The sequence below is a fragment of the Paenibacillus popilliae ATCC 14706 genome (assembly GCF_000315235.1).
In the GTDB taxonomy this organism is placed as follows: Bacteria; Bacillota; Bacilli; order Paenibacillales; family Paenibacillaceae; genus Paenibacillus_B; species Paenibacillus_B popilliae.
In genome coordinates this window covers 1-514 of the sequence record NZ_BALG01000098.1, presented here as the reverse complement: position 1 = coordinate 514, position 514 = coordinate 1, and the positions used below count along the sequence as shown (strand labels likewise).

Below are 514 nucleotides of genomic sequence, written 5' to 3'. Positions count from 1 at the left end.
TCCAGATCAACCGTTCTTAATACATCCTTGATGTCTGCCTCCGACATTACGTTTCGAATCGAAGCTAAATATTTCAAATTCTGGAAGGCAGAGTGATGTTCAAGGAAGCCCGGGGTCTCAATAATTACGCCGGTACGCGCGGGAAAATCAGCATCCTTGCCGATCTGTTGTCCGAACACGTGGATGGTGCCCGCGTCCGGTGCCAAAAAACCACATATCATTTTAAAAAGCACGGATTTTCCGCTCCCGTTATGGCCGATAAATCCATAAATTTGCTGGGGGAGCAGTGCAAAAGAAATATTTTCAAAAATGGAAGCATGTTTAAAACGTTTCGTTAGCTGCGTCACTTGGATTGCAGGTTCTGTCACCTGGAACACCCTCCTCAATTCATTTCAATCATAACCGAATTCGATCTTGTCATATTGACATAGATGAAGATAGCCATAGTTAGGATATTGATCGTGTAAAACAGCGACAAGGGCATCCCAAGCGAATCTGGCGATAACACATTGGT

At 44.2% G+C, this 514-nt stretch carries 1 protein-coding gene; it reads right to left on the bottom strand.

Features of this window, described 5'->3' with window-relative positions:
* On the bottom strand, nt 1-368 hold a 368-nt coding region (locus tag PPOP_RS08680), incomplete at its 3' end, for an ATP-binding cassette domain-containing protein (protein ID WP_006285859.1).
* Nucleotides 369-514 lie beyond the last annotated feature (146 nt).